A 23,512-nucleotide genomic window follows, 5' to 3' on the forward strand; every position below is an offset into this window, starting at 1 on the left:
TTGATCCTTCTACCTGGGTTTGCGCGCAGTCACGTGGATATAGCGCCCTAAACTCAAAAAGGGCTCCTGACGACAGTAGCGCCGTTCCATCTCAATAATTTCCTCAACGCTCTTCCCGGCGCCGGGCTGCGGCTTCATGTAGTCACTGAACACGCGGATACCGGCACGCTGCTCGGTGATAAATCCGCACTGCGTCAGCCAGCGCTGTACATCGTCAGGATCGCGGGGGAAATCCGGCGACAGCGTGCGTTTTTTGCGCTTGTTCATGTTGGCGCGCAGATAGCCGAAATTGCCGAGCGTCAGAGTGCGGAACGTCAGGCCGTGCGCGTTATAAAACATCAGCGACAGCACACCACCGGGTTTCAGCGTATGCCACAGCGCCTGCAGCACCGCCAGCGGATCCGCCACCCACTCAAGCACAGCGTGAAACAATACCAGATCCACCGGCTTATCCAAATGTTCGCCAACCTGCTGCGCGCTAATTTGTTTGAATTGCATGTTGTGGCTCACACCTGCGCTGTGCGCATGGGCGGCGGCCAGCTTAAGCATCTCGCCCGACAGGTCGCACAGCAGTACCTGGTGCCCCTGCGCGGCAAGACCGCTGGAGATCTGACCGACGCCACCACCGGCATCCAGCACCCTCAGCGGGCCGGCGGGCAGCGTCGGCAGAATGGCGTTCAGCTCATCCCAGATGATCGCCTGACGCACCTGGCCTTTACGGGTGCCATAAATATTTTGCGAGAATTTATCCGCCAGATCGTCAAAGTTACGATCCTGCATGGTGATGGCTCCGCTTTGCTGCATTCAACTTGTGCTATTTTGTCACAGGCTCGACAAGAATGAACCTTTCATGCCGCAGTAACTGTCTGGCTGCTGTTTTTTCGGACAAAAGGAGACGTTTTCGATGTTTTTTGCCTTAAAAAAATGGATTGGCGCGATGCTACTGCCTTTGCCATTGCTGTTAACGCTTATGGCGGCAGGACTTTTACTGCTCTGGTTCAGCCGCTGGCAAAAAAGCGGCAAAATCCTTATCTCATTGAGCTGGCTGATGCTGTTACTGCTGAGTCTGCAACCGGTGGCCGATCGGCTGCTGGCCCCGCTGGAAAACCAGTATGCCACGTGGAATGGCAGCGAGCCGGTGGACTATATCGTGGTGCTGGGCGGGGGTTACACCTATAACCGGCAGTGGGCACCAAGCTCCAACCTGCTGAACAACAGCCTGCCGCGCGTGACCGAAGGCGTTCGCCAGTGGCGACGCTATCCTCAGGCCAAAATGATCTTCACCGGTGCCGCTGCGGGCTACAATCCGCGCAGTAACGCCAGCGTTGCCGCCGACGTGGCGCGCAGCCTTGGCGTGCCCGACGATGCCATCATCGTGCTGGATCAGCCGCATGACACCGGCGAAGAAGCGCTGGCGGTGAAGCAGACCATCGGGCAGCATCCGTTTCTGCTGGTGACGTCTGCTAACCATCTGCCACGCGCCATGCACTTTTTCCAGAGCGCCGGCCTGAATCCGCTACCGGCACCGGCTAACCAGCTGGCGATCACCTCACCAATCAGCGTCTGGGATCGCACGCTGCCCTCGCCGCTGTGGCTCAGCCATAGCCAGCGCGCGGTGTACGAAACGCTGGGGCTGATCTGGCAGCGGCTGCGCGGCAGTGGCGAACCTTCAGCCGAGCCAGGGGAGTAGCTGCGCGCGGGCATGGTCAAAGCGCGGCCGGTCAAACTGGCCGCTGCTGACCAGCGTGTCAACGCAATCCCACAGCTGATAGAGCCAGCGGCGCCAGACGAAACCGTCATCCAGCGGCGCACGCTGTAAATAGTGCTGCAGCAGCGATGCTTCAGCACCGTTTTCCGCCAGGCGCATCAGCTCATACTCACGCGGTGCCCACAAAATGGTGCCCGGCTGGGTCATCGCCACCAGCTGATCGCTGTGCGGGTCTTTCAGCATACTGGCGAGACGCAGATTGCCGTGCATTAGCACGCACGGGTCGTCAAAGCCGGCAAACAACTGCGCCAGCTGTTCGCGGCTGCGAAACAGAATCTGACGATCGGCGTGGGTAAATCCGGGGGGCGACAGATAGCCCAGCGTGGACCACAGCACTTCCACCCGCTGGCGATACCATGCCGGCCAGCGATTTTCCTGCACGCTGTCAACGCTGCCGACCAGGCCATGGCTGTCAATGCGATGCCATGCCAGCAGCCCTTCGACAATCTGTTCACACAGCTGCTCCCAGCGCGCTGCCGTGCGCGCCGGCGCTTCGGCCGATACGCCATTTAAGCGCGCCAGCAGCAGCATTTCATGCGCCGGTGGTTGCTGACTCAAAACCAGGCCGTACACCGTGGGCAGCGTAATCAGCCCTTCATGCGCCAGCATGGTGAGTTTTTTCGCTTCGAGCGCGGCGCGTCCCTGATGACGAAAATATTTGGCCACCAGCGGCATCGGCTTGCCGTGGTCATCATAGAGGGCGTAAAGACGCGATTGTGCCTGTTCGCTGATGGTTTCCAGCCGGCTGACGCCTTCGCCCAGCACCAGCGCCAGTTCTGCACGGAGTTGTTCCATGGAAGAGTCCTCCGGAGTTAACTCATTGCACCATCCTGGAGGTCATGACGGCGCGAAACTTAGCGCCAGATCAAACTTTGCGGCCAGCCGGGTCGCTGGCCGCTGACGATTATGCCTGCATCGCTTCACGCACGCGCAGCAGATCGTCCGGCGTATCCACACCGACGCTCGGCACGGTGGCCGCTACCGCCACGTGAATCTTTTCGCCGTACCACAGCACGCGCAGCTGCTCCAGCAACTCGATCTGCTCCAGCGCACAGGGTTGCCATGCCACATAGCGACGGATGAAACCGGCGCGATAGGCGTAGATACCGATGTGGCGCAGCAGCGTATCGCCAATCTGCTCACGCGACTGCGCGTAACGTTCGCGATCCCACGGAATGGTCGCACGTGAAAAATAGAGCGCATAACCGCTGGCATCGGTGACCACTTTTACCGCGTTGGGATTGAACGCCTCTTCTGCCTCGTGAATCGGTACCGCCAGCGTGGCCATGCCGGCATCCGCCTGGGCCAGATTGTCCGCGACCTGACGCACAATCTCGGCCGGAATCATCGGCTCGTCGCCCTGCACGTTCACGATGATGGTATCGTCAGCAAACTGATACTTTTCAATCACCTCGGCCAGACGCTCGGTACCAGATTGGTGGTCGGCACGCGTAATGCAGACTTCCCCGCCGGCAGCGGTCACCGCCGCCGCCACGTCAGGATGATCGGTGGCCACAATCACCCGCTCAGCACCGGACTCGCGTGCACGCTCCATCACGTGCACCACCATCGGTTTACCGTGAATATCCAGCAGCGGTTTGCCCGGCAGGCGCGTGGAGGCGTAGCGTGCCGGAATAATCGCCACGAAACTCATGGATGAATCTCTTCAACGGACAGGGTGCGCGCTTCTACTTCCAGCAATACCGGAATACCGTCTCGCACCGGAAACGCCAGGCCGTCGGGTTTGCAGATCAACTCCTGCTGCTCTTTGTTGTAATACAGTTTTCCGTTGCAGACCGGACAGGCCACAATCTCAAGTAAACGGTGATCCATACTTTTCTCCTTTCAGGACCGATACGTCAGAGGATTAGCATACCATAGCGCAATCAGGGACGGCGCGCCGCCATCGGCTTATATGCTGACGTGCCAGCGCGTGGACCAGGCGGCCCGCAGCGCATCAGGCGCGTTTTCCAGCACCACTTCGCTGGCGCCCTGCCAGGCGGCGAAGCGGTTAATGGCTTTATGCACATCGGCGAGAAACTGCTGGCTCATCCGCACGCCGGGCTCCAGCCAGAAGGCTCGCAGAATCAGGCGCTGCGCCTGGCGATCCATTTTGGCATCGACGCGCCCTTTCAGTACGCCGCGGTGCAGCAGCGGCAGGACAAAGTAGCCGTATTTACGTTTGTGCTCCGGCGTATAGCACTCGATGCGGTAATCAAAATTAAACAACTCAAGCGCGCGGCGGCGATCCCATACCACCGGATCAAACGGTGACAGTAGCGCGCTGTGCGTGGCGGCCTGCGGCTGCGCAAGTTGCGGCAGCAGTGTATGGTGCAGCCACATCTCACCCAGTTGCTCAACCTCGACGCGCTGAATCACTCCCTGCTCAGCGGCCTGCGCCAGCCAGAGTGCGATGGGCGCACGTTTCAGCCGGTAGTAATCGGCCAGCCAGCTGGCGCGGAAAATGCCGAGGCTGCGCGCGCTGTGCTCCAGCATCTGCATCACCGCCTCGTTCTCGCTCAGCGCATGCTGCTCGTCGCGCCAGTGCGGCATCACCCGGCTACGCAGATCGTAGACGCGCTGGAAGTTACGGCGCCCGACAACCATCAGTTCACCGGCGCTAAACAGGTTCTCCAGATGTCGCTTGTGCGGCTTCCACGCCCACCAGCCGGGTTTGGTGTGCTTGTCGCTGGCAAAATCAGCGGCGCGAACCGGACCGGTGGCGGCGATATGTTGCAGCAGATCGGCGATCTCCTGCTGATGCTGATCCACCCATTGCTGATTGTATTTCCAGCCCAGGCGCTGCGGTGCCAGCATGCGGTGACGCAGCAGCGGATAATCTTCAAAAGGGATAAAACAGGCTTCATGCGCCCAGTATTCAAACAGTGCGCCCGCCGCCAGCGTTTGCTCCAGCCACTCAGCAGGAAAAGCGCCCAGCCGGCTGAACAGCACCAGATACGGACTGCGCGCGACCACATTAATCGTATCGATTTGCAGCAGCGACATCTGCCGCACACAGGCGTGAATATCGGCAAAACGCGCCTGACGGCGCGGCGGGCGTAGCAGGCCCTGGGCAGAGAGGTGCAGGTTGCGGGCGGTTTGCAGAGAGAGGGAATGCGTGCTGGTCATTACGTCGTCCCTTTGGATGGTTAGCGCGACCGGGCGTCGCGCGCAGCTGTACAGAGTTGCGTCAGATCGGCCAGTAATGCGGCCAGCGGCGCGCCCGCCAGATGCGCATCCACCGGCAGATACCACCAGTTAGCGCGGGCAAAATGGCGGCACTTGACCGCGTCTTTTTCCGTCATCAGCAGGCACTGTGCATCCTGAGTCAGGCTGCGTAACTCTTCTTCGCTGTAAGCGTGGTGATCGGCAAAGGCGATCTCTGCCACCGGCTGCACGCCCTGCTGCTGCAGCGTAGTGAAGAAACGCGGCGGATGACCGATGCCGGCCATCGCGACAACTGGCGGCAGCTGCATCAGCGCAGCCTGTTCACCGGTCAGCAAATTGACCGCCAGACCCGGCTGCAGCGTCATGGCGATCTCGCCAGCCTGCGCGCTGCCCCCGTTGACCACCACGGCATCAACCTGCTCCAGCCGCGATGCGCGTTCACGCATCGGTCCGGCCGGTAACCACCAGCCGTTGCCAAAGCGGCGCACGCCATCCACCACCACGATTTCGCGATCGCGCTCTAACGCATAGTGCTGCAGGCCATCATCCGTCACAATCACATCCAGCGGATGCGCCGCCAGCAGGGCCTCGATTGCCAGCCGGCGTTGCGGTGCCACTGCCACCGGCACCTGAGTGCGCTGGGCGATCAGCACCGGTTCATCACCAGCCTGTTCCGTCGCGCTATCCTGATTGACCAGCAGCGGATAGCGTTCCGCTTTACCACCGTAACCGCGCGACACCACACCCGGACGCAGCCCCTGCTGTTGCAGCGCCTGCACCAGCCAAATCACCAGCGGTGTTTTACCGTTGCCGCCCGCGGTCAGGTTGCCAACGACAATGACCGGACAGGGCGCGCGCCAGCGGGTACGCCAGCCGCGCTGATAGCTTAGGCGAATCAGCCAGGTGATAGCGCCATACAGCAGACTCAGCGGCCACAACAGCAGCCACAGCGGCGAGCGTCCGCTCCAGATACGTTCAATCATTGACCGAACTGCAGTTTGTGCAGCTGCGCGTAAGCGCCTTTCTGCGCCAGCAGCACCTCATGGGTACCGCGTTCCACGATTCGCCCATCCTCGACCACCACGATTTCGTCGGCCTTTTCAATGGTGGAGAGACGGTGCGCAATCACCAGCGACGTGCGGTTCTTCTGCAGCTCGTCCAGCGCCGACTGGATGGCACGCTCGGATTCGGTATCCAGCGCCGAAGTGGCTTCGTCGAGAATCAAAATCGGGCAGTCACGCAGCAGCGCACGAGCAATGGCGATACGCTGACGCTGGCCGCCAGACAGCAGCACGCCATTTTCACCAATGACCGTGTCAAGACCGTTATCCATCTTGTTGATGAAGTCCATAGCGTGCGCCATGGTCGCCGCCTGCTCGATTTGCTCGCGGGTATATTCACCGTTGCGCGCATAAGCGATGTTATTGGCGATGGTGTCGTTGAACAGATGGACATTTTGCGAGACCAGCGCCACCTGATTACGCAGCGAGCGCAGGGTATATTCCCGCAGGTCGTGACCATCCAGCAGAATCTCGCCCTCGTTGATATCGTAAAAACGCGTCAGCAGGCTGGCCATGGTGGATTTACCCGAGCCGGAACGGCCCACCAGCGCCACGGTTTTACCCGCGGGCAGCGTGAGATTAATATCACGCAGCGCCGGAATGTCGCGGCCCGGATAGGTAAAGGTCACGTTGCGGAATTCAACATCCCCTTTTGCACGCGTGATTTCGCGCTTGCCGTTGTCGATCTCCTGCTCGCTATCCAGAATAGTGAATAGCGTCTGACAGGCCGCCATGCCGCGCTGGAACTGGGCATTGACGTTGGTCAGCGATTTCAGCGGGCGCATCAGGGCGATCATCGACGAGAACACCACGGTGATGGTACCGGCAGTGAGGGTATCCATCACGCTCGGGAAGCTGGCCGCATACAGCACAAAAGCCAGCGCCAGCGACGCGATCAGCTGGATTACCGGATCGGAAATCGAAGAGGCCGAAACCAGTTTCATGCCCTGCTGGCGCATTTTATTGCTCACCTGCGAGAAACGCTCAGCTTCTACTTCCTGTCCGCCAAAAATCAGTACTTCTTTGTGCCCTTTCAGCATCTGCTCAGCACTGGTGGTTACCTGCCCCATGGTGTTCTGCATATTTTTACTGATGCTGCGGAAACGCTTGGATACGGTGCGGATGGCAAAAGAGACCAGCGGCGCCAGCAGGATCAGAATCAGTGAAAGCTGCCAGCTGTAGTAGAACATCATGATGAACAGGCCAATGATCGATGCGCCTTCGCGTACCACCGTCACCAGCGCGCTGGAGGAGGAAGAGGCCACCTGTTCAGAATCGTAGGTAATCCGCGACAGCAGCGTACCGGTTGACTGCTGATCGAAGAACGCAACCGGCATGCCCATCATGTGGCCGAACAGGCGACGACGCATATTCATCACCACATTGCCGGAGACCCATGAGATACAGTAACTGGAGATATAACTGGTTACGCCGCGGATCAGCATCAGGCCGATGACCGCCAGCGGCATCCACAGCAGAACGGATTTGTCGGCTTTGCCGAAACCATCATCCAGTAAAGGTTTCAACAGGGAGAGCATTAGGGTGTCGCCTGCCGCATTGAGTATCAGCGCAACGGCGGACACAATCAGGCCAGCCTTGTGCGGTGCAATCATCGGCCAGAGTCGGCGAAATGTCTGCCACGTTGAGAGGTCTTTGTCTTGATGCATTATTTATTCACGCTGTTTGAAATAGCCGCTCATTCTACCTGGAATCGCGTTTGACGCCAAACCACTGATGATACCAGCGGGGGATTATTTGCTCTCTTAACCCCTTAATCTGCCAGCGACCCTGCCGTATCGCGATGTGAATCTGGCCTGATTGCGCAGTGTCATACCAGCGATAGCCCTGCTCGCGGTAACGCTGGACCACGGCGATGGCGGGCATACGCCAGGCGTTATAGCGCGCCAGCGAAGCCAGCGCCGCCTGCCCGGCAACACTCCGTAACAGTAAAGGGCCAGAGGAGCTCCGGCTGCCATGATGGGGCACCTGGATAACCGTAGATTGTAAGCCGCCCTTTTCCAGGGCGACCAGCTTGCGCTCCGCCTCAAGCTCGATGTCCCCGGTCAGTAACAGGCTGAACTGACCATCATCCACACGCACTACGCAGGAGTCGTTATTTTGCCCGGCAGTCTGCGCGCGCGGCGGCCATAGCGCGTGAAAGTGCAAACGCCCCCACTGCCACTGCTGGCCGCGATAGCACGGCAGATGCCCGGGCTCGCCGAGCGCGCTGCGTACCCGCAGACCAGGCTGCGCCTGTTGCAGCGCGGCTAATCCACCACGGTGATCGAGATGCTTGTGGCTCAGGATCACCCCTTGCAGTTGGCGCCCGGTGTAGTGCAGCCAGGGTAACAAAACCCGCCCGCCTGCATTGTCCTCTGCCCAGCCGGGTCCGCTGTCATACAGCATCACCTCATTTCCCTGGCTGATCGCCACCGCCAGACCATGTCCGACATCGATCATGTCAATCTGCCAGTCGTCCTGCTGGGCATTGCTGCGCCAGAACCACAGCGAGAGCAACAGCGCGCAGCAGGGCATCAGCGCCTTCGCGAGCAAGCCGCTGCGCCACAGCGCCAACCCGGCCCAGAGCAGCAGCACCGCCGACAGCGTATCGCTCCAGCGCCACCAGCCGGCGGGCAGCCACGCCAGCCCCTGCATCACCAGGCTGACCGACAGATCGGCCAGCTGCCATAGCGGAACGGCGATTGCAGGCAGCGGCAACAGCATCGCCAGCAGAATCAGCGGTACGGTAATCAGCGACACCACCGGCACCGCCAGCAGGTTGGCCACTAGCGCGCTCAGGCTGAGCCCGTGGAACAGAAAGATCTGCAGCGGCGCCATCAGAATCATCATGCCCAATTGCAGGTGCAGCAGTCGAAGCATGAGCCAGCGGCGCGGCTGGCGGAAACGTGGCGACAGATGAAACCACTGAAACCACAGTATCAGCATCGCCACGGCCAGCGCCGACAGCCAGAAGCTCTCTGACAGCACCGTCAGCGGATCAAGCCATAACAAACTCCCCACGCAGAGCGTCCACACCTGCCAGTTGCTCAGCTGCCAGCCAGCTATACGCGTCGCCAGCCACAGCGTTAACGCCAGCATCGCGCGCTGTGCCGGAGGATGACTGCCGGAGATCCAGCAATAGGCTGCCGCTGTTAACCCGCTGATCAGCAGCGGCATCAGATAGCCGATTTGCCTGGCAGGTAACACTAACTGGATGACGCGCGCCAGTAGCCAGCCTACGCTGGCCGCCAGCGCGATATGCATGCCGGAGATGGCCATCAGGTGCGCGGTACCGGTTTCGCGCAGCAAGGCTCGCTGGGCCGGGGTCATCGCGTCACGCACTCCAAAGGCCAGTGCCTGTATTATTGCGGGCTGCGTTAACCCGGTGAAACGCGCCAGATGATGATCGATAAACCGCGTCCGCCAGCTGCAGCGCAGAGACTCAGCCTGCTGGCTGACAATACGCCCCTGCAGCGCGCTGTGGTTAGCAATGGCAAAACGCTGCAGATCAAATTCGCCCTCGTTGAGCCGGGCGTGCACCGCGCGTAGCCGCAGCTGCATCTGCCAGCGCTGTCCCGCACACCAGGCGACCTCATCGCTGACATTACGCAGCGTGACAAACAACGGTGGAAAGACGTAGCGGTCACCTGTCCGGATTATCTGCGCCGTGAGCTGGTTCTTCGCGGGATTCACTGCAGTTATCTGAAGCGTGGCCGCCACCGGTGCCACGGTCAGTTGCTCGAGGGTATCGACCGTCTGACGCGCCTCGATCAGTGCCCAGCTCAACAGCAGCAAGCCCAGTCCGGCGTAGCGCAAAAGCATTACTGATGTACACGCCAGCAAAAGTGCGCTTACTAACAGCAGCACAATGGTGCTGTAAGCAGGGATGTGCGGCAGCATACCCAGCGGCAGCGCCGCGAGGAGCATCATTCTGGCTACCACTGTTATTGTCACGCGCACGCCCTCTTCTGTCATTGCCGCGGATTGTGCGCGCTGGCAGAGGCAAAAGCATGCGGCTAAATGTCGATTTCAGAGAGGGATTACGCGCAATTTATGGTGGTTGCAGGGGATGAACAGCAACATGGAAGCAGGATCGCAAACCTGAATGCGAGCCAAAAAAAAACGACACCTGCAGGTGTCGTTTTTATCGTTCGGTAACGGCTTAGCCGTAGATATTTGCACGGTCACGCAATTCTTTGCCTGGCTTGAAGTGGGGAACGTATTTACCTTCCAGTTCCACTTTGTCACCCGTTTTCGGGTTACGACCAGTGCGCGGTGCGCGGTAGTGCAAAGAAAAGCTGCCGAATCCCCGGATTTCAATGCGCTCGCCCTGGGCCAGCGTAGTGGCCATGTGCTCGAGCATCTCTTTGACCGCATCCTCAACGACTTTCGCCGGGATATGAGTATGCTGGCCAGCAAGTCTTTCAATCAGTTCTGACTTGGTCATGTAACCTCCGGTTAATCCCTGTTTGGAAAGGTATGACAGCTTTTACCGAAACCGGACGATTTTCATCGTCCGGTGCTTCGGGTCGATTACTCGCCTTTAGCCGCTTTGAACGCTTCAGCCATTGCGTTAGAGAAGTTGCCATCTTCCTGTTTGGTGTTAACAGTGTTGATAGCTTCTTTCTCGTCAGCCTGGTCTTTAGCACGAACAGACAGGCTCACAACGCGGTTCTTACGGTCAACGCCGGTGAATTTCGCTTCAACGTCGTCGCCTACGCTCAGAACCTGAGTGGCGTCTTCGATGCGGTCCAGAGAAGCTTCAGAAGCGCGCAGGTAACCTTCTACGCCGTCAGCTAATTCTACTGTAGCACCTTTAGCGTCAACTGCAGTGACTTTACCCGTCACGATTGCGCCTTTCTTGTTCAGGGTGATGTAGTTGTTGAATGGATCTTCAGCCAGCTGCTTCACGCCCAGAGAAATACGCTCACGCTCTGCGTCAACCTGCAGTACAACGGCAGCGATTTCGTCGCCTTTCTTGTACTCACGAACGGCTTCTTCGCCAGTCGCGTTCCAGGAGATGTCAGACAGGTGAACCAGACCGTCGATGCCACCGTCCAGGCCGATGAAGATACCGAAGTCAGTGATTGACTTGATTTTACCTTCAACGCGATCGCCTTTGTTGTGGGTCTCTGCGAACTGCTGCCATGGGTTAGATTTGCACTGCTTCAGACCCAGGGAGATACGACGACGCTCTTCGTCGATGTCCAGAACCATAACTTCAACCACATCACCTACGTTGACAACTTTAGATGGGTGGATGTTTTTGTTGGTCCAGTCCATTTCAGACACGTGTACCAGGCCTTCAACGCCTTCTTCGATTTCAACGAAGCAGCCGTAGTCAGTCAGGTTGGTCACGCGACCGGTCAGTTTGGTACCTTCCGGATAACGCTTAGCGATAGCAACCCATGGATCTTCGCCCAGCTGTTTCAGGCCCAGAGATACACGAGTACGCTCGCGGTCGAACTTCAGCACTTTAACAGTGATTTCGTCGCCCACGTTGACGATTTCGCTTGGATGCTTAACGCGCTTCCACGCCATATCGGTGATGTGCAGCAGACCGTCAACGCCACCCAGGTCAACGAATGCGCCGTAGTCAGTGAGGTTCTTAACGATACCTTTGACTTCCATGCCTTCCTGCAGGTTTTCCAGCAGCTGATCGCGCTCAGCGCTGTTTTCAGATTCGATAACCGCGCGGCGAGAAACCACGACGTTGTTACGCTTCTGATCAAGCTTGATTACTTTGAATTCAAGCTCTTTGCCTTCCAGGTGCAGAGTGTCGCGGACCGGACGAACGTCAACCAGTGAACCTGGCAGGAACGCACGAATACCGTTCAGCTCAACTGTGAAGCCACCTTTAACTTTGCCGTTGATAACACCGGTAACAGTTTCAGCGTCTTCGTAAGCTTTTTCCAGCGTGATCCAAGCTTCGTGACGTTTAGCTTTCTCACGGGACAGCAGGGTTTCACCGAAGCCGTCTTCTACTGCATCCAGAGCAACGTCAACTTCGTCGCCCACCTGGATTTCCAGTTCGCCGGCTGCGTTCTTGAACTGTTCTGCAGGGATAGCAGATTCAGATTTCAGACCCGCATCAACCAGCACGACGTCTTTGTCGATAGCAACAACGACGCCACGAACGATGGAACCCGGACGGGTTTCGATTTCTTTCAGGGACTCTTCAAAGAGTTGAGCAAAAGATTCAGTCATATTGATAATCTTAGGATTCTTCAATTTAACGTCCACCTGACGTCATTGTCGGATGGGGTTGTTTCACATGCCCTGCACCGCTTCCCTGGCACAGGGTTACTACAATTCGGTCGCCGAAAAGATTAAATGCCCAGCTTCTGGCGGGCATAATCTAGTGCCTTTTCAATCACTTGTTCAATGGTCATGCTGGTTGAATCCAGCACCAGAGCATCAGCGGCTGGCACTAAAGGCGCGATGGCGCGGTTACGATCGCGGTCGTCGCGTTCCTTTATCTCGGATAAAAGGCGATCAAAGTTAACACTAAAGCCCTTTTCCTGCAACTGTAGCATACGGCGATGCGCACGCTCTTCGGAGCTGGCATCGAGGAAAATTTTAACGGGCGCGTCCGGGAAAACCACGGTGCCCATATCACGTCCATCGGCGATTAAACCCGGCTCCTCGCGGAAAGCACGCTGTCGGCGCAGCAAGGCTTCACGCACGCGCGGAAATGCCGCCACGCGCGACGCCGTATTGCTCACTTCCTGGGTGCGGATTTCGCCGGTGACATCCTCACCTTCCAGCACTACCTGCATTTCACCGTCTACCGACAGAAAACGCACGTCAAGGTGCGCCGCCATGGGCACCAGCGCTTCTTCCGACTCGATATCCACCTGATGATGCAGCGCGGCCAGAGCCAGTACGCGATAAATAGCCCCTGAATCCAGCAGGTGCCACTGCAACGACTCCGCCATCGCTTTACATAAAGTCCCTTTACCCGCGCCGCTTGGGCCATCAATGGTAATTACCGGGGCGATTGCCGTCATTGTTCTCTCCTGTTGCTGCGTGCTGATGATCAGCCTTCTTGGCTGTCTGGATTGCGCGGCATTATACGCTGCCCGCGTCCGCTTGGTTACCCTTTAGCGTAGACAGCGCCAGAAATTTCGACAGTTTCAGAACAATTTCCCGCCAGTGAGGCCAGCAGAGGGTTCAGAAGCCCGGCACAGCGGTGCCGGGCGGGTGGATTAGGATGTGTGGCTGATTTTTGCCAGCTGCTGGAAGTAATCCGGGAAGGTTTTTGCCGTGCAGCCGGGATCGAGAATGGTTACCGGCGTGTCAGACAGCGCAACCAGCGAGAAACACATCGCCATACGATGATCGTTGTACGTGCCGATATCGGCGTGCTGTAGCTGCGCAGGCGGTGTGACCCGAATAAAATCGTGCCCCTCTTCCACTTCCGCCCCGACTTTACGCAACTCGGTCGCCATGGCCGCCAGGCGATCGGTCTCCTTTACGCGCCAGTTATAGATGTTGCGCATCAGCGTGGTGCCTTCGGCAAACAGCGCGGTGGTAGCGATTGTCATTGCCGCATCCGGAATATGGTTCATGTCCATATCAATGGCGTTCAGCGCACCGCGCGTGCAGGCAATATAATCGTCGCCCCACTCAATCACCGCTCCCATCTTCTCCAGCACGTCGGCAAAACGGATGTCGCCCTGCACACTGTTGCGGCCAATGCCGGTAACCCGGACCGTACCGCCGCGAATTGCCGCAGCGGCAAGGAAATAGGACGCTGACGACGCATCGCCTTCCACCAGATAATCACCCGGCGACTGATACTGCTGCTGACCTTTCACCACAAAGCGCTGATAGTGCTGATTATCAACGTCCACGCCAAAGCAACGCATCAGGTGCAGAGTGATATCAATGTAGGGTTTGGAAACCAGCTCGCCTTTAATGGTGATCGTGGTGTCGTTCTGTGCCAGCGGCGCGGTCATCAGCAGCGCCGTCAGGAACTGGCTGGAAACGCTGCCATCGACACTGACTTCGCCGCCGGTAAATCCGCCGTTCAAACGCAGCGGCGGATAATCGGTCTGTTCGAGGTAATCAATGCGCGCGCCGCCCTGCCGTAACGCATCGACCAGATGGCCGATCGGACGCTCTTTCATGCGCGGTTCGCCGGTCAGCACCACCGACTGCTCGCCGAGGCACAGTGCTGCCGCCAGCGGACGCATCGCGGTTCCGGCATTGCCCAGGAACAATTCCAGCGGCTGTTCGGCACGCAGCGGTCCACCATTGCCGACCACTTCACACACGGTGCGATCGGCTGACAGGGTATAGCTGACGCCCAGCGCCTGCAGCGCATTAAGCATGTGTTTAACATCATCGCTGTCGAGCAGGTTGGTCAGGCGCGTGGTGCCGTTCGCCAGCGCGGCCAGTAACAGGGCGCGGTTTGATACGCTTTTTGAGCCCGGTAAGTTTACCGTGCCGTCAACGCGGGCAATCGGCTGTAAAGTCAGGGAGTCCTGCATGTGAAACCAAATCTCCAGAAATACGAGACCCTGTCCAGTGACAGGGTCTGATGCCAGCCGGGCAGGCTGGCACTAAAGTAGATAATTAACCGTGACGACGTTCGAAGTCGACCATGAATTCGGTCAGCGCTTTAACGCCTTCCAGCGGCATCGCATTGTAGATCGAGGCACGCATACCGCCAACCACACGGTGCCCCTTCAGCGCATGCAGGCCCGCCTTCAGTGATTCTTCAAGGAACACCTTATCCAGCGCAGCATCGGCCAGCTGGAAAGGCACGTTCATCCGGGAACGGTTTTCACTGGCGACGTCGTTACGGTAGAAGCTGCTGCTATCAATCACGCCGTACAGCAGATCGGCTTTCGCCTGATTAACCTTGTCCATCTCTGCTACACCGCCCTTCTCTTTCAGCCATTTGAACACCAGGCCGGAGAGATACCAGGCAAACGTCGGCGGCGTGTTAAACATCGAATCGTTTTCGGCCAGCACTTTGTAGTCGAGAATGGAGGGCACCCAGCGCTGCGCTTTGCCCAGCAGGTCATCACGCACCACCACCAGCGTCAGGCCAGCGGGACCGATGTTTTTCTGCGCGCCGGCATAAATCACGCCGTAGCGGCTGATGTCGAGTGGGCGGGACAGGATGGTCGAAGAGAGATCGGCCACCACCACTTTATCGCCGAAGTCTGGCTCTTCATCGATGGCAATACCGTCGATGGTTTCATTCGGGCAGAAATGCACATAAGCAGCATCATCGCTGAGCTGCCATTCACGCATCGGTAACAGTGCGCGTTTACCCTCACGGGTGGTTTTGATGTCAATGGCGTTCGGCGAGCAGAATTTTTCTGCTTCTTTAATAGCACTGTGCGCCCAGTAGCCGCCGTCGATGTAATCCGCGCGGCTGGCATCGCCCAGCAGGTTGCCCGGGATTGCCGCGAACTGCGCACGCGCGCCGCCATGGCAGAATAATACTTTGTAGTTGGCCGGGATTTTCAGCAGATCGCGAAAATCCTGCTCCGCCGCTTCCGCGACTTCAATAAACTCTTTGCTGCGGTGACTGATTTCCATCACCGAGGTGCCTAAGCCATGCCAGTTTGTCAGTTCTTGTTCTGCACGACGAAGCACTTCCACCGGCAGCATTGCCGGTCCGGAGCTAAAATTATAAACCTGCGCCATTTCCCCTCACCATTGTCATATCGAACGGTTATGAATACCCCATCGGTTTTATCATTGCCTCCGGATGGCTGCAATCATTTATCCGGCAGCGATCACATTTCCAGATCCCGCTCCACCGCAGCTTATGTCACAAATGTAATAAGCCACGGAATTTTGTGAGGCAGCGCGGTGAAGTAAAATCAGACAGCTGCCAGAGCGCGAAAAAGCCGTAACAATGCGTTGAGAAATTTGGCGGAGCAATAGCGAAGCAGGCGCAAAACCCGTATTATTGCGCGCTTTACGCCCAACCATCGACTTGAGAGAGCGCCACCATGACGCAAACGTTTATTCCAGGTAAAGACGCCGCACTGGAAGACTCCATCGCACGCTTCCAGCAGAAACTGCAGGATCTGGGTTTCAACATTGAAGAAGCTTCCTGGCTGAACCCGGTGCCGCACGTCTGGTCTGTGCACATTCGCGACCGCGACTGCCCGCTCTGTTTTACTAACGGTAAAGGCGCCAGTAAAAAAGCGGCGCTGGCCTCAGCGCTGGGCGAATATTTTGAGCGCCTCTCAACCAACTACTTCTTTGCCGATTTCTGGCTGGGCGAAACCATCGCTAACGGCGACTTCGTGCACTACCCGAACGAGAAATGGTTCTCGCTAACCGACGATGACAGCCTGCCGGAAGGCATTCTGGATGCGCGCCTGCGTAAGTTTTACGATCCGGAACAGAGCCTGAGCGCGTCCGATCTGGTGGATCTGCAGTCTGGTAATGCCGATCGCGGTATCTGCGGCCTGCCATTTACCCGCCAGTCCGATCAGCAAACTGTTTATATTCCGATGAACATCATCGGCAACCTGTATGTGTCTAACGGCATGTCCGCTGGCAACACCGCCAATGAAGCGCGCGTACAGGGCTTATCCGAAGTGTTTGAGCGCCATATTAAAAACCGCATTATTGCGGAATCCATCAGCCTGCCGGAAATTCCTGAAGCGGTGATGCAGCGCTATCCTGGCGTGGTGGAGGCTATCAATCGTCTTGAAGCAGAAGGTTTCCCGATTTTCTCCTACGACGCTTCGCTGGGCGGCAACTATCCGGTGATCTGTGTGGTGCTGTTCAACCCGGCTAACGGCACCTGTTTTGCCTCTTTTGGCGCCCATCCGGACTTTGGTGTCGCGCTGGAACGTACCGTCACCGAACTGCTGCAGGGTCGCGGCCTGAAAGATCTCGACGTGTTTACCCCGCCCACCTTCGATGATGAAGAAGTGGCTGAACACGCTAACCTTGAAACCCACTTCATTGATTCCAGCGGTCTGATCTCCTGGGATATGTTCAAAGACGATGCCGACTATCCCTTTGTCGACTGGAGCTTCGCCGGCACCACCCATGAAGAGTTCGATACGCTTATGGCGATCTTCCGTGCGGAAGATAAAGAAGTGTATATCGCCGACTACGAACATCTGGGCGTTTACGCCTGCCGCATTATCGTACCGGGCATGTCTGATATTTACCCAGCCGAAGACCTGCTGCTGGCGAATAACAACATGGGTGCATCACTGCGTGAAACGCTGTTGTCCCTGCCGGCAACCCAGTGGCAACCCGAGGAGTATCTGGCTCTGATCGAACAGCTGGATGAAGAAGGTCATGATGACTTCACCCGCGTGCGTGAACTGCTGGGGCTGGCGACCGGCAAAGACAACGGCTGGTTCACGCTGCGTATTGGCGAGCTGAAAGCGATGCTGGCGCTGGCCGGTGGCGATCTGGATCAGGCGCTGATCTGGACGGAATGGACCATGGAGTTCAACCAGTCGATCTTCAGCCCTGAGCGTGCCAATTACTACCGCTGCCTGCAGACTCTGCTGCTGCTGGCGATGGAAGAAGATCGCGATCCGCTGCAGTATCATCGCGCGTTTGTGCGCATGTATGGCGAAGCCGCCGTCGACGCCGCTTCGGCTGCCATCAGCGGTGAGGCACCGTTCTACGGTCTGCAGGTGGTTGACCGCGATCTGCACGCGTTCCCGGCGCATCAGGCACTGCTGGCCGCGTATGAAAAATTACAGGCGGCAAAACGTCGTTACTGGTCTGCGAAATAAATCGGCGCATTTTGTCTGTGTCGAATTAGACTGAAAATTAACGGGCACTGGCAGTATCCAGTGCCTTTTTTTATGCCGCTGAAAATTCATCGGGCGCAGAAAATAATAAATAACAATTCACTATCATTGATAAACAGCATTTAACAAAATAGCTCTTAAGCCAGCCGCACCTTCAACTTATTTTGCATAAATTAAAAATTATTTATTTATTAACTTTCAATGCCTTAATTGATTTTTTGCTCGTTTTGCCGCTTTGCTTAACCCTGCCGTTTCGGCAAATATGATCCACATCAACTCCTGACCTATACTCCTTTGTTAGTATCTTTACAGACAATTTCTGGAGAGCGTTAGTGTGAAAGCTGACAACCCTTTTAATTCATTATTACCGGCGGCGATGGCAAAAGTCGCAGAAGATGCCGGTGTCTATAAAGCGACGAAACATCCCTTAACCACCTTCTTTCTGGCTATCACTGCTGGCGTCTTTATTTCCATTGCCTTTGTGTTTTATATCACCGCCACCACCGGCAGCGGCACTATGCCGTACGGCATGGCCAAATTGATCGGTGGCATCTGCTTCTCACTGGGTTTGATGCTGGTTGTGGTCTGCGGCGCTGATTTGTTTACTTCAACGGTGCTGATCGTGGTGGCAAAAGCCAGCGGACGCATTACCTGGCTGCAACTGGGTCGTCACTGGCTCAATGTCTACGTTGGCAACCTGTGCGGCGCGCTGTTTTTTGTGGCGCTGATTTGGCTGGCCGGTGAGCATATGGTTGCTAATGGCGCATGGGGATTGAATGTCTTACAGACCGCCGACCACAAAATGCATCATACGTTTATCGAAGCGATAAGCCTCGGTACACTGGCTAACCTGATGGTGTGTCTGGCGGTGTGGATGAGCTACTCCGGCCGTAGCCTGCTCGACAAAATGGTAGCGATGATTTTACCGGTTGCGATGTTTGTAGCCAGCGGCTTTGAGCACAGCATCGCCAATATGTTCCTGATCCCGATGGCCATTATGATTCGCGATTTTGCCAGCCCGGAATTCTGGCAGATGACCGGTGCCAGCGCGGCGCAATTTCCTGCACTGGGCATTGGCGATTTTATTGTTAATAACCTGATTCCCGTGACCATCGGCAACATCATTGGCGGCGGTCTGTTAGTCGGGTTGACCTATTGGGTTATCTATCTGCGCGACGGTGAGTCCGCGCACTGAGTCATTAAGTACGGGCGTGCTGAGCAGCGCGCCATACGTTACAGTCTCCCTAAATAAGGCAGGTATATCATGTCCGAACTGAATGAAAAAATGGCGTCAGCCTGGGAAGGATTTAGCGCCGGTGAATGGCAGAACAGCGTCAACGTCCGTGACTTCATCCAAAAAAACTACACGCCGTATGAAGGTGACGAAGCATTCCTCGCCGGCGCGACGCCAGCCACCACCAAACTGTGGGACAGCGTGCTGGAAGGCATCAAAATTGAAAACCGTACCCATGCACCGGTTGATTTCGACACTGATTTAGCGTCTACCATCACCTCACACGATGCGGGCTATATTAACAAATCGCTGGAAACCATCGTTGGTCTGCAGACTGAAGCCCCGCTGAAACGCGCCATTATCCCGTTTGGCGGCATTAAAATGGTGGAAGGCTCCTGTAAAGTTTACGGCCGAGAGCTGGACCCGGCGCTGAAGAAAGTTTTCACCGATTACCGCAAAACCCACAACCAGGGCGTGTTTGACGTTTACACCCCGGATATCCTGCGCTGCCGTAAATCCGGCGTGCTGACCGGTCTGCCAGATGCATACGGCCGCGGTCGTATTATTGGTGACTACCGTCGCGTCGCGCTGTACGGCATCGACTTCCTGATGAAAGACAAAGTGGCTCAGTTCAACTCACTGCAGAGTGACATGGAAAATGGTGTTGATCTCGAAGCCACCATTCGCCTGCGTGAAGAGATTTCTGAACAGCACCGCGCACTGGGCCAGATCAAAGAGATGGCCGCCAAATATGGCTTTGATATCTCCCTGCCAGCCACCACCGCGCAGGAAGCAATACAGTGGACCTACTTCGGTTACCTCGCAGCAGTGAAATCACAGAACGGTGCCGCGATGTCGTTTGGTCGCGTGTCCACCTTCCTCGACGTTTACATCGAGCGCGATATCAAAGCCGGTAAACTGAGCGAAGAGCAGGCACAGGAACTGATTGACCATCTGGTGATGAAACTGCGTATGGTGCGCTTCCTGCGTACGCCGGAATACGATGAGCTGTTCTCTGGCGACCCAATCTGGGCCACTGAATCACTGGCTGGTATGGGCGTTGACGGTCGTACGCTGGTGACGAAAAGCACCTTCCGCTTCCTGAACACGCTGTACACCATGGGTCCATCACCGGAACCAAACATGACCATCCTGTGGTCTGAGAAACTGCCGGTTAACTTCAAAAAGTATGCGGCAAAAGTCTCCATCGACACCTCATCGCTGCAGTATGAGAACGATGACCTGATGCGTCCGGACTTTGACAATGATGACTACGCCATCGCCTGCTGCGTGAGCCCGATGATTGTCGGTAAACAAATGCAGTTCTTCGGCGCACGTGCCAACCTGGCTAAAACACTGCTGTACGCAATCAACGGCGGTGTGGACGAGAAGCTGAAAATGCAGGTCGGCCCGAAAGAAGCGCCAATCACTGATGATGTGCTGGATTATGACACCGTGATGGCGCGTCTGGACCACTTCATGGACTGGCTGGCAAAACAGTACGTCACGTCACTCAACATCATCCACTACATGCATGATAAGTACAGTTATGAAGCCGCGCTGATGGCACTGCACGACCGTGACGTTTATCGTACCATGGCGTGTGGTATCGCAGGCCTGTCTGTCGCCGCGGACTCACTTTCAGCGATTAAATATGCCAAAGTGAAACCGGTCCGTGACGCCGATGGTCTGGCAGTTGACTTCGAAATTGAAGGTGAATATCCGCAGTTCGGTAACAACGACCCGCGCGTGGATGACCTGGCCTGTGACCTGGTCGAACGTTTCATGAAGAAAATTCAGAAACTGCAGACCTACCGTAATGCGGTGCCAACGCAGTCGGTACTGACCATCACCTCCAACGTGGTATACGGTAAGAAAACCGGTAACACCCCGGATGGTCGCCGCTCCGGTGCGCCATTTGGACCAGGTGCCAACCCAATGCATGGCCGTGACCAGAAAGGTGCTGTCGCTTCACTGACTTCCGTGGCCAAACTGCCATTTGCCTACGCCAAAGACGGTATCTCTTATACCTTCTCTATCGTACCGAATGCGCTGGGCAAAGATGATAACGTGCGTAAAACCAACCTTGCTGGCCTGATGGATGGTTACTTCCACCACGAAGCCAGTATCGAGGGCGGCCAGCACCTGAACGTTAACGTCATGAACCGTGAAATGCTGCTGGATGCCATGGAGCACCCTGAGAAATATCCACAGCTGACCATCCGCGTTTCCGGTTATGCCGTACGTTTCAACTCGCTGACGAAAGAGCAGCAGCAGGATGTGATTACCCGTACCTTTACTCAGTCGCTGTAATCCTCCTCATTGTAATCGAAAGGCTCCTGCGGGAGCCTTTTCTCCACAAGCCAGTTTTGCCAGTCTGCTTTTGCAGGCAGTCTGGCAAAACCGACTTACATCCTCAGAGCACAACACAGATTGTGCCGCCTGCGCGCCAGGCTGAACCGGAGAATACATCGCAATGTCAACCATCGGTCGTATCCACTCGTTTGAATCCTGCGGCACCGTTGACGGTCCCGGCATCCGTTTTATCACCTTCTTCCAGGGCTGCCTGATGCGCTGCCTGTACTGCCACAACCGCGATACCTGGGACACTCACGGCGGTAAGGAGATCACCGTCGATGAGCTGATGAGGGATGTGCTGTCGTATCGCCACTTTATGAATGCGTCTGGTGGCGGCGTGACAGCATCCGGCGGTGAAGCCATTCTGCAGGCTGAATTTGTGCGCGACTGGTTTCGCGCCTGCCAGGCCGAGGGCATCCATACCTGCCTCGACACCAACGGCTTTGTGCGCCGTTACGATCCGGTGATCGATGAACTGCTCGATGCAACCGATCTGGTGATGCTCGACCTCAAGCAAATCAATGATGATATCCATGAAATTCTGGTCGGCGTGTCAAACCACCGCACGCTGGACTTCGCCCGCTATCTGCAAAAGCGCGGTAAAAGGACCTGGATTCGCTATGTGGTAGTGCCGGGTTATTCGGACGATGACGATTCGGTGCATCGCCTCGGTGAATTTACTAAAGACATGAGTAACATTGAGAAGATTGAGCTGCTGCCTTATCACGAACTCGGCAAGCATAAATGGATTGCGATGGGTGAAGAGTACAAGCTGGAAGGCGTGAAGCCGCCAACGAAAGAGACTATGGAGCGGGTGAAGAATATTCTTACCGGTTACGGCCATAACGTCATGTATTAAGACGGTTGGACTGTAGCTAAAGCCTCGCCGGCAAGAAACAGAGGCGTTACCGCCGGGACATTTGCGACAGGTTGCGAATGTCCCGTTTAAGCACTGCCATCAGGCATGCGCCACCGGTGTTGCATGCTGATCGGCTTTACGCAACAGCATCACCAGATAGACCAGCGCCACCACCGCAATCATCACAAACAGCAGGCGATCGGAATAGTTCTGCATCAGCATCGCGGTCATCCCCGGCCCGACCAGACTGCCAACGGTATAACTGAACAGCAGCGCCTGATTCATCGCCACCAGTTCATGATGCGCCACCGTTTCACACGCCCAGGACATGGCCACCGGATAAAGCGTAAAGCCAGCCAGCCCCAGCACAAACAGTGCCGGTGCCATTGCCGTTCCGCTCAGCATAGCAATCGCACCCAGAATCACCACGAACACCTGCACGCGCAGCACCATCAGGCGACCAAAGCGGTCGGCAAGACGTCCTACCGGCCACTGACCGACAATCCCGGCACTGACCAGCAGCGCCATCCAGTAACCCACGGTGGCATCGCTCATACCCTGATGCGAAAGATAAAGCGGCATCAGGCCGTAGAGCGAACCGAGCACGATACCGGAAATAATGCAGCCGTTGATACCCAAACGCGAACTGCGGCGGCGCAGCATGCTCCAGATACGCCCGGTTGAGGCTTCTTCAGTAGCCGCACCGGCGTTGACCTGCACAAACACCACGGGCAGCACGGCACAGACGATCAGCGCGCTCACCCAGGGAATGACGTGCAGCAGTTCTGTCGAGACACGGCTCACCAGCAGCTGACCGGCAACGGTGCCAAGATAGTAGATGATCATGTAAGCGGCCAGCAGCTGACCGCGATTGCGCACGGTACCGCTGCACAATAGTGCACTCTCAACCACCACCCAAATCAGTGCACAGCCTACGCCCGCGGTGAAGCGCAGCAGCGTCCAGCTGTAAAAGCCGTCCAGCAGCACCATGCCCATGGTTGCCAGCGCAAACAGTACGCTGGCAAGGTAAAAGCAGCGATTAAAGCCATAGCGATTAATCAACCAGCCCGCCAGCAAAGTGCCCAGTAAGTTGCCGGTGTAATAAGCAGAGCTCGCCATGCCCACCTGCCAGGTCGGCAGTTGATCGTGAGTGAGCCACAGCGGCACCAGCGTATTAAGCACAGCAATAGACACCGTCATCAGCATTAAGCCGCAAAGCAGCAGCAGGACGGGGCGCGACCAGGTTGACATAGGGAATAAAACCAAAAGAAATGAACAGATTTGCGCGCAGTTTGCCATTGGCGA

General features: G+C 56.8%; 19 protein-coding genes. 5 read left to right on the forward strand and 14 right to left on the reverse strand.

Features of this window, described 5'->3' with window-relative positions; translation table 11 throughout:
• Positions 1 to 9: 9 nt before the first annotated feature.
• Entirely contained in the window at positions 10 to 780 is a 771-nt protein-coding gene (cmoM, locus tag C1N56_RS12485) for a tRNA uridine 5-oxyacetic acid(34) methyltransferase CmoM (RefSeq protein WP_021508337.1), read from the reverse strand.
• 124 nt (positions 781 to 904) lie between these two features.
• On the opposite strand from cmoM, the gene elyC reads away from it, so the two are divergent.
• Positions 905 to 1,690, forward strand: coding sequence for an envelope biogenesis factor ElyC (gene elyC, locus C1N56_RS12490; RefSeq protein WP_021508338.1), 786 nt, complete (start codon positions 905 to 907; stop codon positions 1,688 to 1,690).
• On the opposite strand, the gene C1N56_RS12495 is transcribed toward elyC, so the two are convergent.
• The 12 genes from C1N56_RS12495 to serC form a co-directional block, all read right to left on the reverse strand.
• A complete protein-coding gene (locus tag C1N56_RS12495; protein ID WP_394516722.1) occupies positions 1,670 to 2,563 on the reverse strand; it encodes a YcbJ family phosphotransferase in 894 nt (297 codons plus the stop codon). The two genes, elyC and C1N56_RS12495, sit on opposite strands and share 21 nt — an antisense overlap.
• A 109-nt stretch (positions 2,564 to 2,672) precedes the next feature.
• Entirely contained in the window at positions 2,673 to 3,422 is a 750-nt protein-coding gene (kdsB, locus tag C1N56_RS12500) for a 3-deoxy-manno-octulosonate cytidylyltransferase (protein WP_021508340.1), read from the reverse strand.
• Positions 3,419 to 3,601, reverse strand: coding sequence for a Trm112 family protein (locus C1N56_RS12505; protein WP_010618270.1), 183 nt, complete (start codon positions 3,599 to 3,601; stop codon positions 3,419 to 3,421). Before C1N56_RS12505 ends, kdsB begins: the two co-directional genes overlap by 4 nt.
• A 78-nt stretch (positions 3,602 to 3,679) precedes the next feature.
• The gene (locus C1N56_RS12510) at positions 3,680 to 4,897 is read right to left on the reverse strand and encodes a winged helix-turn-helix domain-containing protein (protein WP_021508341.1); all 1,218 of its coding nucleotides are present in this window, start codon (positions 4,895 to 4,897) and stop codon (positions 3,680 to 3,682) included.
• A gap of 20 nt (positions 4,898 to 4,917) precedes the next feature.
• Complete coding sequence (gene lpxK / locus C1N56_RS12515; RefSeq protein WP_058757761.1) at positions 4,918 to 5,919, reverse strand: tetraacyldisaccharide 4'-kinase; 1,002 nt, start codon at positions 5,917 to 5,919, stop codon at positions 4,918 to 4,920.
• Positions 5,916 to 7,664, reverse strand: coding sequence for a lipid A ABC transporter ATP-binding protein/permease MsbA (gene msbA / locus C1N56_RS12520; RefSeq protein ID WP_021508343.1), 1,749 nt, complete (start codon positions 7,662 to 7,664; stop codon positions 5,916 to 5,918). Before msbA ends, lpxK begins: the two co-directional genes overlap by 4 nt.
• Before the next feature lie 34 nt (positions 7,665 to 7,698).
• A complete protein-coding gene (locus C1N56_RS12525; protein WP_394516723.1) occupies positions 7,699 to 9,927 on the reverse strand; it encodes a DNA internalization-related competence protein ComEC/Rec2 in 2,229 nt (742 codons plus the stop codon).
• 232 nt (positions 9,928 to 10,159) lie between these two features.
• Positions 10,160 to 10,444: an integration host factor subunit beta gene (ihfB, locus tag C1N56_RS12530; protein ID WP_010618275.1), complete on the reverse strand. Its 285-nt coding sequence runs from the start codon at positions 10,442 to 10,444 to the stop codon at positions 10,160 to 10,162.
• An 86-nt stretch (positions 10,445 to 10,530) separates the two neighbouring features.
• The gene (gene rpsA / locus C1N56_RS12535) at positions 10,531 to 12,204 is read right to left on the reverse strand and encodes a 30S ribosomal protein S1 (protein WP_021508345.1); all 1,674 of its coding nucleotides are present in this window, start codon (positions 12,202 to 12,204) and stop codon (positions 10,531 to 10,533) included.
• Between the two features lie 122 nt (positions 12,205 to 12,326).
• Complete coding sequence (gene cmk / locus C1N56_RS12540; protein ID WP_021508346.1) at positions 12,327 to 13,007, reverse strand: (d)CMP kinase; 681 nt, start codon at positions 13,005 to 13,007, stop codon at positions 12,327 to 12,329.
• A gap of 198 nt (positions 13,008 to 13,205) precedes the next feature.
• On the reverse strand, positions 13,206 to 14,492 hold the full coding sequence (gene aroA, locus C1N56_RS12545; RefSeq protein WP_136546391.1) for a 3-phosphoshikimate 1-carboxyvinyltransferase: 1,287 nt from the start codon (positions 14,490 to 14,492) through the stop codon (positions 13,206 to 13,208).
• A gap of 85 nt (positions 14,493 to 14,577) precedes the next feature.
• Complete coding sequence (gene serC / locus C1N56_RS12550) at positions 14,578 to 15,663, reverse strand: 3-phosphoserine/phosphohydroxythreonine transaminase (protein ID WP_021508348.1); 1,086 nt, start codon at positions 15,661 to 15,663, stop codon at positions 14,578 to 14,580.
• Between the two features lie 311 nt (positions 15,664 to 15,974).
• Here serC and ycaO point away from each other — a divergent pair, with 311 nt between their 5' ends.
• From ycaO to pflA, 4 genes are all read left to right on the forward strand, one after another.
• On the forward strand, positions 15,975 to 17,738 hold the full coding sequence (gene ycaO, locus C1N56_RS12555) for a 30S ribosomal protein S12 methylthiotransferase accessory factor YcaO (protein ID WP_394516724.1): 1,764 nt from the start codon (positions 15,975 to 15,977) through the stop codon (positions 17,736 to 17,738).
• Positions 17,739 to 18,090: 352 nt separating this feature from the next.
• Positions 18,091 to 18,951 (forward strand): formate transporter FocA, encoded by an 861-nt coding sequence (focA, locus tag C1N56_RS12560; protein WP_394516725.1) that lies wholly within the window; start codon positions 18,091 to 18,093, stop codon positions 18,949 to 18,951.
• Positions 18,952 to 19,020: 69 nt separating this feature from the next.
• Positions 19,021 to 21,303 (forward strand): formate C-acetyltransferase, encoded by a 2,283-nt coding sequence (gene pflB, locus C1N56_RS12565; protein WP_394516726.1) that lies wholly within the window; start codon positions 19,021 to 19,023, stop codon positions 21,301 to 21,303.
• Between the two features lie 163 nt (positions 21,304 to 21,466).
• Positions 21,467 to 22,207, forward strand: coding sequence for a pyruvate formate lyase 1-activating protein (pflA, locus tag C1N56_RS12570; protein ID WP_058769543.1), 741 nt, complete (start codon positions 21,467 to 21,469; stop codon positions 22,205 to 22,207).
• 99 nt (positions 22,208 to 22,306) lie between these two features.
• Here the strand turns inward: pflA and C1N56_RS12575 are convergent, their stop codons facing one another.
• Positions 22,307 to 23,458 carry an MFS transporter gene (locus C1N56_RS12575; protein ID WP_058769542.1) on the reverse strand — a complete coding sequence of 384 codons (1,152 nt, stop codon included), beginning with the start codon at positions 23,456 to 23,458 and terminating at the stop codon, positions 22,307 to 22,309.
• Positions 23,459 to 23,512 lie beyond the last annotated feature (54 nt).

Source organism: Pantoea sp. SGAir0175 (assembly GCF_043547855.1).

Coding starts and splice junctions, on each gene's coding strand:
- cmoM (WP_021508337.1), bottom strand. CDS start 780: ATGCAGGATCGTAACTTTGACGATCTGGCGGATAAATTCTCGCAAAAT.
- elyC (WP_021508338.1), top strand. CDS start 905: ATGTTTTTTGCCTTAAAAAAATGGATTGGCGCGATGCTACTGCCTTTG.
- C1N56_RS12495 (WP_394516722.1), bottom strand. CDS start 2,563: ATGGAACAACTCCGTGCAGAACTGGCGCTGGTGCTGGGCGAAGGCGTC.
- kdsB (WP_021508340.1), bottom strand. CDS start 3,422: ATGAGTTTCGTGGCGATTATTCCGGCACGCTACGCCTCCACGCGCCTG.
- C1N56_RS12505 (WP_010618270.1), bottom strand. CDS start 3,601: ATGGATCACCGTTTACTTGAGATTGTGGCCTGTCCGGTCTGCAACGGA.
- C1N56_RS12510 (WP_021508341.1), bottom strand. CDS start 4,897: ATGACCAGCACGCATTCCCTCTCTCTGCAAACCGCCCGCAACCTGCAC.
- lpxK (WP_058757761.1), bottom strand. CDS start 5,919: ATGATTGAACGTATCTGGAGCGGACGCTCGCCGCTGTGGCTGCTGTTG.
- msbA (WP_021508343.1), bottom strand. CDS start 7,664: ATGCATCAAGACAAAGACCTCTCAACGTGGCAGACATTTCGCCGACTC.
- C1N56_RS12525 (WP_394516723.1), bottom strand. CDS start 9,927: ATGATGCTCCTCGCGGCGCTGCCGCTGGGTATGCTGCCGCACATCCCT.
- ihfB (WP_010618275.1), bottom strand. CDS start 10,444: ATGACCAAGTCAGAACTGATTGAAAGACTTGCTGGCCAGCATACTCAT.
- rpsA (WP_021508345.1), bottom strand. CDS start 12,204: ATGACTGAATCTTTTGCTCAACTCTTTGAAGAGTCCCTGAAAGAAATC.
- cmk (WP_021508346.1), bottom strand. CDS start 13,007: ATGACGGCAATCGCCCCGGTAATTACCATTGATGGCCCAAGCGGCGCG.
- aroA (WP_136546391.1), bottom strand. CDS start 14,492: ATGCAGGACTCCCTGACTTTACAGCCGATTGCCCGCGTTGACGGCACG.
- serC (WP_021508348.1), bottom strand. CDS start 15,663: ATGGCGCAGGTTTATAATTTTAGCTCCGGACCGGCAATGCTGCCGGTG.
- ycaO (WP_394516724.1), top strand. CDS start 15,975: ATGACGCAAACGTTTATTCCAGGTAAAGACGCCGCACTGGAAGACTCC.
- pflB (WP_394516726.1), top strand. CDS start 19,021: ATGTCCGAACTGAATGAAAAAATGGCGTCAGCCTGGGAAGGATTTAGC.
- pflA (WP_058769543.1), top strand. CDS start 21,467: ATGTCAACCATCGGTCGTATCCACTCGTTTGAATCCTGCGGCACCGTT.
- C1N56_RS12575 (WP_058769542.1), bottom strand. CDS start 23,458: ATGTCAACCTGGTCGCGCCCCGTCCTGCTGCTGCTTTGCGGCTTAATG.